Origin of the sequence: uncultured Sphingomonas sp., from assembly GCF_964235535.1 — a bacterium.
Taxonomy (GTDB): domain Bacteria; phylum Pseudomonadota; class Alphaproteobacteria; order Sphingomonadales; family Sphingomonadaceae; genus Sphingomonas.
In genome coordinates, this window is sequence record NZ_CAXSBH010000073.1 from 1 (window position 1) to 8,909 (window position 8,909).

The window sequence follows — 8,909 nt, forward strand, 5'->3', positions numbered from 1 at the left end:
CCAGCATCGCCATGTTGGTCTTGCCGCACGCGCTGGGAAAGGCGGCGGCGACGTAGTGGACCGCACCTTCGGGGCTGGTCAGCTTCAGGATCAGCATGTGCTCCGCGAGCCAACCCTCGTCGCGCGCCATCACGCTGGCGATACGCAGCGCGAAACACTTCTTGCCCAAAAGCGCGTTGCCGCCATAGCCCGAGCCGTAGGACCAGATCTCGCGCGTCTCGGGGAAGTGGACGATCCATTTCTCCTCGTTGCACGGCCAAGCCACGTCGCGCGCGCCCGGGTCGAGCGGCATGCCGACCGAATGGACGCAGCGGACGAAGAAGCCGTCGTCGCCCAGCATCTCGAGCGCGGGCGTACCTATTCGCGTCATGATGCGCATGGACAGCACGACATAGGCGCTATCGGTGATCTCGACGCCGATCGCGCTCTGCGGCGAACCGAGCGGCCCCATGCAGAAGGGCACCACATACAGTGTTCGCCCGCGCATCGCGCCTTCGAACAACCGGTCCAGGACGCCGCGCATCTCGCCCGGCTCCTTCCAGTTATTGGTCGGGCCGGCATCGGCCGCCGTCTCGGAGCAGATGAAGGTGCGGCTCTCGACACGCGCGACGTCGCGCGGATCGGACCGCGCGTGGAAGCTATTCGGTCGCCTCGCGGGATCGAGCCGGGTCAGGGTGCCGCAATCGACCAGCTGCTTGGCAAGCTCATCCCACTCGGCTTGGCTGCCGTCGCACCAGCGGATCGCGTCGGGCTCTGTCCGCGCGGCGATCCCGCGCACCCACTCGACCAGCGCCCTGTGCGCGGGGACGGTTCCCTCCTCCCGCATCATCCTCTCGACCGGTTCGACCAACGTCGCCATCGTCTATCCTTCCCTGGGTTCAAATCATTCGTTGGTCGGGCGCGAACCGCCCTTACCATCGCCCGTTGTCCGCTTCGCGACAAGTCCTTGCACGATTAGCCGAGCCGTCGCGAGCGTCTCACCCTTTCAGCACGTCGAGCAGGGTCGATCCGAGCTCTGACGGGCTGGCCGCGACGGTGATGCCCGCCGCTTCCATCGCCGCGATCTTGTCCTCCGCGCCGCCCTGGCCGCCCGACGCGATCGCGCCCGCATGGCCCATCCGCCGGCCAGGCGGCGCCGTGCGGCCCGCGATGAATCCCGCCATCGGCTTGGAATGCCCGCGCCTCGACTCGTCGCGCAGGAACTGCGCCGCCTCCTCCGCCGAGCTGCCGATCTCGCCAATCATGATGATCGACTCCGTCGCGGGGCTGTCGGGCCAGATCGTGCGCGACAACACGCCGTTTCCCTTCGATTCGAAGGTCTGGCAGGGGGGCGGAAAGGCGGTCGACCCCGCCAGGCCGTTCGGCGTCTTCGGTCTGGGATCGGCGCGGTCCGACCTCGCCCGCATCAACGCCATTCATCAGCCGTCCTTCACCGAAACCCAGGCCTTTTCGGCATTCGGCCAGCTGGGTTTCGACATCACCGATCGCCTGAACCTGACGGTCGGCCTGCGGCCGAACCAGGATGGGATTTCCGGAACGGCGGGCGTCGCGATCCGCAACTTGGCGGGCGTCATCATCCCGACGACGCCGACTGTCTATCGGCGCGGCGTGTTCAACGCCACGACCGACAACCCCATCGTCAGCTACGACGTGGCGCAGGACGTCATCGCCCATGGTAGCTATGCGCGTGGCAATTCGCCGGGCGGGCTCAACCGGCCGCGGGTTCGACGTCGATGCGGTCGGCGTCCTGTCGCCCAACTTTCGGGCGGCGGTGCGATACACCTTCGTCAAGTTGAAGATCGAAGATCGCGTCCTACGACGTGCCGGCGCCGCCCTCGCCGCAGATCGACCTCACTGGTGTCCCGCTGGTGTGGTCGCCCAAGCACTCGCTCAACGCCCCCGTGATCTTCTCGCACGACCTCGGCCCGGGACGGTTTGAGTTCACGGCGGAGGAGAACTACACCTCGAGCTACACCAACGATCATCAAGGCGTCCCGGCGGGCTTTGCCTTCCCCGAAATCCCCGGCGTCCTGCCCGAGGGCGTGACGTCGGCGCACCGTGGGTCGCGGTCGCTGGGGTCGATGTTCGCTTGGCGGTGACGCGCACCGCGAGCACCTGGCGCCATGTCGAGCCCTGTGTACGCCGATACGCAGGTGATGAGATCCGATGCCGACGGCCAGGAAACCTCCTTGTTTTCAGGCCTCGTCCATGAGCTTGAACGACGGTGCGGAGATCAGCACCTCCGAACCGCTGAGTTGGCTCCACAAACCGGCCTGCACGGACAAGGGGATCGTCATGCCTCCGACAATCCCAAGACCGTTTTTCAAGCATGGCAGGAACAAGACCGAAAGGTCCACTCTGAGCCGCGGTCAAAATCGGAACCGGAAGCCCAGGCGATAGGAGCGTCCAAGCAGATCGTAAGGCGCGCCGGTGCCAAACGACGTGCCGCTGGTGGGGATCGGTTCCGGATCGCGGTCGAACAGGTTCTCCACCACTCCGAACAACGTCACTTTCGCGCCGGCGATATTGACGTCGTAATTCTGGGCCAGTTCGAAGTACCAGACGGGATCGACCCGGTTGAACTCCCTTGGGATGCCGGTGCTACTGGTCTCGGGCTGGTTCGTGATACGGCCGGAGCCGAGATAGCGGGTCGTGAGCGTGGTGCGGCTGGGCCCGACCGCGTAGGTGGCGGTCATCAGCCCGCGCCAGCGGAGGCTGCCCACCGTGCCCAGGATCGGCGGCTGAACGTCGCCGGGAATATTGGTCTCGTCCTTTAGCCGCTGCGATACCAGCAGCCGCACATCGATGCTGCCGGGCAGCGAGCTCGCGATCCGGTCCAGGTTCGTTCGGTAGCTCGCCTCGTAATCGATGCCTTCCACCGCGAGGTTCTGCGCGTTGATGCCGCTGGTGAAGATGGTCGCGTTGACCAGGTTGGTGGCACCGGGCACCAGCACGATCGAGTCGCACGCGGCGTCGTTCTGCGGCCGGTTGAAGCCATAGCAGATGTCGATGATCTGTTGCGCGCCCAAAGCCACGATCGCGTCCGCGATGTCGATCTTGTACCAGTCGACCGACAGGCTGAAGCCAGGCAGCCAGCGCGGCTGGAATACGCCGCCCGCGGTCCAGGTGTCGGCTTTTTCGGGGGTGAGGCTCGGGTTGCCGCCGTTCAGCGTTATGTTGGGCACCTGCGGGCTGCCGGGCTGCGACCGGTCGAGGAAGGCGTTCACGAACTGGCTGCGCGGCGCGAACAGATCATTGAGGTTGGGTGCCCGGATATCCCGCGACCGCGTCGCCCGGAGCCGGAGCTGCCCGTCGAGATCCCAGGTCGCGCCGAGCTTCCAGGTGGTGACCGTCCCGCTGGTGGAATAGTCGGTCAGCCGGACCGCGCCGTTCAGGTCGAACGCGCGGCCGACCGGCGAATCCCGCAAAATCGGCACGAGCGCCTCGGCGAACGCCTCCCTAACGCTGTAACCGTTGGCCTCCGCCTTGAAGTTGCCGACGTTCCAGGCCGACGCGATCGACAGGGCGTCGGCGGTCGCGGAGAAGCTGTCCTTGCGACCCTCGAAGCCCGCCGCGATGGATACCGGTCCCGCCCAGGTGGAAAAAGGCTCGTACTGCGCGTCGAAGGAGAAGATATCTTGTTTGATGTCCAGATCTTGACGGGTGCGCAGACCATCGGTCAGGCCGGTGACGTAAGCGATGGAAGCCGCGCCCAGCGAGCCCTCGCCGAACAGGTTCATGGGCACGCACCCATTGGTCGGATTGGCGATCGACGAGCGACAGATCGGTGTGCCCGCGGCTACGCCCGGCACCCCGCCGGTCGCCGGATTGGCGATCGCGTCGATCGCGAGCGCGAAGCGGCCGAGGATGACGTTGTTGTCGCGCGTGTACCAGACGTCGCTGTGGCCGCGTTGGTAATAGGCTCGCCACCTACCCTTGCCATCGAAGCTACCTTCCAACGCCGCCAGGATGCGGTCCTGGCGCCGGTTGTAGCCCGCTTCTCCAATATGCGTGCCCGGCTTGTTGATCATGTCGTAGAACAGGCGGTTCATCTGGAACGAGGTGATGTTGGCCTGGATCATCGCCTGCTGGACCGGCAGGGGAAGGAAAGGGTTGGCGCGGTTGATCGTTAGCGCGGTCCCGCCCTGACGATTGTACACCGCCGACCAGTTCACGGTATCGTTGCCGGCATAGCTGCCCTCGAAGATAGCGTTGACGCCGTCCAGCAGTTCGTAGCTGAAACGGCCGTAGATGCTCCAATGCTCGTCGTCCGGCAGCAGCGCGCCGCGGATCGGTAGCGACTCCACCGTACCGCCGGCCTGGACCTGCCCCTGCTGGATCGGCCCAAATACGAACTGGCCGATCGCGCCGCCCGGCAGGAAGTTGGTCCCGCGCAACGGTCCGGACGCGATCACGCCGCCGGGCGTGCTGGTGAAGCCAGCGTCCGTACGCACGATCTGGCCGGGCTGACCATTGGTGGCGGTCCAATCCGGATTGTTCAGCAGGCGCAACCCAGGCTGGAACCAGTCGCGCGGATCGTCGAAGAAATCGATCCGGTCGCCCTTGTAGTAATTGGCGCTGAACAAGATGTGCCCGCGGCCGCCGACCTTGCCGCCGTAAGCTATGTCGCCCGAGACGATCCGGCCGTCATTCTCGTCCGTCTGGCCCAGGTTGACGCTGCCCCTGACCCCGGTGAAGTCGGTGTCGAGGATGAAGTTGACCACGCCCGCCACCGCGTCGGAGCCGTAAGCCGCCGAGGCACCGCCGGTCACCACATCCACCCGCTTCACCAGGTTTTGCGGCAGCAGGTTGACGTCGACCGCGGGCGACAGGCCCGAGCCCACCACGCGCCGCCCGTCGAGCAGCGTCAGGGTGCGGGTCACGCCAAGGTCGCGGGCGCTGAGCTGGTTGGCCCCGCCAGTCGCATTGGCGAAAAGGGTCGTGGTGCGCGTGGTGTTGCCGATGCCCAACGACGGCAACTGGGAGACATAGTCGGCGATGTTGGCGGGGTTGCGTAGCTGGATGTCCTCGCGCGACAGTACGGTCGTAGGTGTCGGCGCCCGGTTACCGTTGCTCACGATGCGCGAGCCGGTGACCACGACGTCCTCAGCCCTAGGATCGCCTTCTTGCGGCTGTTCCTGGCCGGGTGACGCCGGGGTCGCTTGCTCGTCCGTCGAAGCCGTCGACGCCGGGCCGGCCCTATCACCCTGAGCGGCGGCGCCTGCGGAAAGGGGACTACCAGTGCCGGCCTGTTGCGCCGTGGCGGCCGTGCTCGGCACAGCCACCGCAGCGCCCCAGAACGCCGTCGCCACGCTGGTCCACAGCCGGGATCGATCACCCACTCTAACATTTTGCATGACGATCCCCAATTGCACTTATGTTGCAGCGCGGAAGCTGTGACGCAATATCGGCATAGTCAAGCAGGTCGTTCACCCCTGAAGCTGAAACCCGATCCCCGGCGTAGTATATGAACGTTGCGCCGAACGGACGTAGCTCAGCCGTTTTAATTTAACGGGAAAGGCCAATGCCGACCGAGCGGGGACCGGCACCATCATCCGTCCGAACTGATCTGTCCGCTCACGCAGCGCACCTGCGGCATTAGCCGCATCGGCATCATGCGCGCGGACGTCGTGCCGCGGCTCGTCCAGCAGCTCGCGGACGACCGGCTACCCTAGTCCGCCAATGAGCAGAACCTCGCGCCGGCATGGCGAGATCGTTCAGCTCGTCGTTGAACAGGTGGATCGCGCCCTTAACGCTCAGGATCAGCGAAAAGGGCGCGACGATCAGCCCGGCATAGGGATGCCAACGCCAGACGGTGCGGTGGACGCGCATGTCGGTCATCGCGCACCTCCGAAGGCGTAGACGACACGGATGCTGAGCGTGCGGGGATCACCCGGATAGACGAAGTTCGTGCCGCCGTTCGCCGTATAGTAGACCTCGTCCGCTGCGTTGGTCAGCGCCGCGTCGACCCTGACGGGGCCCAACACCGTGCCCACACCCAAATCGAACACGGCGTAGTCGTCCAGCGTGACGGCGGAGCCGTTCACCAGCCGGCGTCGGCCGACATAGTAGGCACCGGCGCGCAGCTCGATCACGCCGATCGTCAGCCTGCTCGACAGCGTCGCAGTGTGCTCGGGCGTGTCGCCCAACCGCGCATCCTGCGATGTCGCCGTGGTGGTGCGCGTCACCCGCCCGTCGAGGTAGGCGTAGCCGCCCTGGAGCCGCCAGCCGGGAAGCGCCTCCCACTCGCCTTCGACCTCCACGCCTTGCACGCGCAGCCGGCCCTCCTGGATCTGAAAGTCGACGTTTTCGGGATCGGGTACCGCGACGTTGTCGCGGCGGATGCGGAACACCGAGGCGCTGGCGCGGAGCGACCCGCGCGCGACCCGGAGGCCCGCCTCGATCTGGTCGGACGTTTCGGGGACGAACGGCGACCCGTCCCGCGCACGCGCACCGACGACCGGCTCAAGGTCGAACCCCTTATTGTAGCCGCCGAACAACGACATGCCCCCGCCCAGCCGGTAGGTGCTGCCGAGCTGCCATGTGGTGTTGGAGATGGTGTCGGCGTTGCGCACGCCATTGCGGCGGTTTTCGTAGTCGAACAGCGAGCGCCGTACGCCCGCGACCAGATTCCACGCATCCGACAATGCGATCTGGTCCTGGGCGTAGATCGCGAAGCCGTCCACCTTGCCGAGGCTCACGAATGAAAAGGCGAGCGCCGGCCGCCGCGTCGTGAAGGCATAGACAGGGTTCAAGGTGTCGATCGGAGCGATGCCGCCCGGCACGATGTCCGACTGGACGAAGCTCGGACGCTCGGCGCTGTATTCCACGCCGAGCAGCAGCGTGTGGCCGATGCCGAAGGTCCGCGCCGCGCCCGCAAGGTCGAGCTGCGCGATCGTGTACCCGTCCTCCTCGCGCCCGCGCCGGCCGTTGCGCGGGATCAACGTCGGCCGACCCGCCAGGGGCGCCAGGATACGCACTTGGTCGAGCGAGGTGTTGAACTGCGAATATTGCAGCCGCGGCGTCAGCGTCCAGCCGTTAGCCATCTGCAAGTCGACCCAGGCCTGGATCAACGGCGCGTTCGAGACGAGGTCGGTGAAATCGGGCTCGCCCAGGAAGGTCGACCGATCAACGCGGCCCGCGCCGTTGGGCAGTATCGTGCCCACCACCGGCAACCCGGGGTTGTTGGCGGTCCGGCGGCGGATATATTCGGCGACGAGGTGCGCGGACACGGACGCGCTCGGGGTCCAGGCAAGCGCCAAGCCGACATTCTCGCGTCTCATGCGCTGGGAATCGGCGAAGGTGTCGGACCGTTCGACCTCGCCCGTCAGACGCACACCAAGCGTGTTCGTGATCGGACCGCCGACGTCGAGCGTCGCCATCTTCTGTTCGAACGAGCCGACCGTCAGCGCCGCCGAGGCGGCGAACCGATCGGTCGGCTGCTTGGTGATGATCGATATGATGCCGCCGACCGCGGACTGACCGTAGATGACCGCAGACGGACCCTTCAGCACCTCCACGCGCGCGATGTTGGACAGGGCGGAGGCGTCGACATCTTCATAATAGCGCTGGCGTATGCCGTTCCGCATCTGATCGGCGAGGAATCCGCGCACTTTCAAGGAAAAGCTCTGATAGCGCGATACGCGGCTGCCGCCGACATTGGCCGACGGCACGGCGCGAAGCGCGTCGCCGACGCTGCGCACGCCGCGCTCGATCAGCTCCTCTTCCTCGATCACCTGCACGCTTTGCGGCACCCGATCGAGCGGTATGCCGGACTTCGCCCCGAAATCGCCGGTCTTCGTACCGGTGACCACGATGTCGCCCCGCCCCGGGTTTTGTTCGCGCGCGGTCTGTGCGGTCGCGGACGCGGCGCACGCCAGCGCGGTCGCGCCAACGGCCTTGATGATTTTGAACATGATGATCTCACGCCTGGACGCCCCGTGCGACGACGGGGCGGAGCCCGGCCATTCGCGCGGGCCGGTCCCGGCTCGGCGAGCGGAACTGGACGGGCGGGATGGGCGGGCTGGTTCACCGGCGCGGCTCGCCCGCATGTAGGGGCCCCTGTGCATTATTCGGACATGGATTCACGGTAGGCGGCCGCGGGCGTCATCAGGCCGGGCAGGTCATGGCCGCGTTTCATGGTTCCTCTGCAAGGCGGCGATGTTCGGCGACGATCCGCGACACGGTCGGCTCGCTCACGTCATAGAGCCGCGCCATCTCGGCACCCGACTTGCGGCCAGAGATGACCGATTGCGCGATCTCGCGGCGCTTCTTGGCATCGAGCTTGCGGCGGCGCCCTCCGACCCGGCCCTCGACCCTGGCCTGCGCCAGCCCCGCGCTGGTGCGCTCCCGGATCATGGCGCGCTCGAACTCGGCGAAGCTGCCCACCATCTGCATCATCATCCGGCCCGCGGGCGTGGTCGTGTCGATGCTCTCGGTCAGCGAACGGAACCCCGCGCCAGCCGCCTCGATCTTCTCCATGAGATGCAGCAGGTCCTTCAAGCTGCGTGACAGCCGGTCGAGCTTCCAGACCACGACGACATCGCCGTCGCGCAGCTGGCCGAGCATCTCCTGGAGCTTGGGCCGATCCCAGCGGCCCCCGCTGGCAGCTTCGTCGAACACGCGTTTGCATCCCGCGGCCTTGAGCGCGCGGGCCTGCGCGGCGTTCGACTGCTCGTCGCCCTTGGAGACGCGGGCATACCCGGCCGGCCGTGATCATCAGCGGCGACGCCCCACCAGGAACGCGCCATCGCGAGGGGCTACGTCGGCTCCGGGCTACGCCCTGCGCCGCCGTAGCCCCTCGCGATTCTCATCTTGATTGTCGCTGCGCTCGCATCCTGATTGTCGCGCTGCAGCCACCCCGCGAGTGGCCGATCGCTTGCGCCCGAGCCCCCCTTTTCCGCCGAACG

At 66.6% G+C, this 8,909-nt stretch carries 6 protein-coding genes and 2 pseudogenes; 2 read left to right on the top strand and 6 right to left on the bottom strand.

The features are described from left to right. Together ACFE7F_RS14815 and ACFE7F_RS14820 are read right to left on the bottom strand one after the other, a co-directional pair. A partial coding sequence (locus ACFE7F_RS14815) for a phosphoenolpyruvate carboxykinase domain-containing protein (protein ID WP_375404623.1) occupies positions 1-859 on the bottom strand: 859 nt, incomplete at its 3' end. A 118-nt stretch (positions 860-977) separates the two neighbouring features. Further along, a pseudogene (locus ACFE7F_RS14820) lies at positions 978-1,262 on the bottom strand (succinate--CoA ligase subunit alpha); the annotation flags it as partial. Here ACFE7F_RS14820 and ACFE7F_RS14825 point away from each other — a divergent pair. Further along, complete coding sequence (locus ACFE7F_RS14825) at positions 1,243-1,905, top strand: hypothetical protein (protein WP_375404628.1); 663 nt, start codon at positions 1,243-1,245, stop codon at positions 1,903-1,905. The pseudogene ACFE7F_RS14820 and the gene ACFE7F_RS14825 overlap by 20 nt on opposite strands. Then, complete coding sequence (locus ACFE7F_RS14830) at positions 1,821-2,099, top strand: hypothetical protein (protein ID WP_375404624.1); 279 nt, start codon at positions 1,821-1,823, stop codon at positions 2,097-2,099. The genes ACFE7F_RS14825 and ACFE7F_RS14830 overlap by 85 nt, the downstream gene beginning before the upstream one ends. A 270-nt stretch (positions 2,100-2,369) precedes the next feature. On the opposite strand, the gene ACFE7F_RS14835 is transcribed toward ACFE7F_RS14830, so the two are convergent. From ACFE7F_RS14835 to ACFE7F_RS14850, 4 genes and pseudogenes are all read right to left on the bottom strand, one after another. Then, entirely contained in the window at positions 2,370-5,342 is a 2,973-nt protein-coding gene (locus ACFE7F_RS14835; RefSeq protein WP_375404625.1) for a TonB-dependent receptor plug domain-containing protein, read from the bottom strand. 271 nt (positions 5,343-5,613) lie between these two features. Further along, positions 5,614-5,841 carry a PepSY domain-containing protein gene (locus ACFE7F_RS14840; RefSeq protein ID WP_375404626.1) on the bottom strand — a complete coding sequence of 76 codons (228 nt, stop codon included), beginning with the start codon at positions 5,839-5,841 and terminating at the stop codon, positions 5,614-5,616. Then, on the bottom strand, positions 5,838-7,916 hold the full coding sequence (locus ACFE7F_RS14845) for a TonB-dependent receptor (RefSeq protein WP_375404627.1): 2,079 nt from the start codon (positions 7,914-7,916) through the stop codon (positions 5,838-5,840). The genes ACFE7F_RS14840 and ACFE7F_RS14845 overlap by 4 nt, the downstream gene beginning before the upstream one ends. 220 nt (positions 7,917-8,136) lie before the next feature. After that, positions 8,137-8,703: pseudogene (locus tag ACFE7F_RS14850) on the bottom strand (recombinase family protein); the annotation flags it as partial. Positions 8,704-8,909 lie beyond the last annotated feature (206 nt).

Excerpts from the sequence above, each read along its gene's own strand:
- ACFE7F_RS14825 (WP_375404628.1), top strand. The coding sequence starts at position 1,243 with ATGATGATCGACTCCGTCGCGGGGCTGTCGGGCCAGATCGTGCGCGAC.
- ACFE7F_RS14840 (WP_375404626.1), bottom strand. The coding sequence starts at position 5,841 with ATGACCGACATGCGCGTCCACCGCACCGTCTGGCGTTGGCATCCCTAT.
- ACFE7F_RS14845 (WP_375404627.1), bottom strand. The coding sequence starts at position 7,916 with ATGTTCAAAATCATCAAGGCCGTTGGCGCGACCGCGCTGGCGTGCGCC.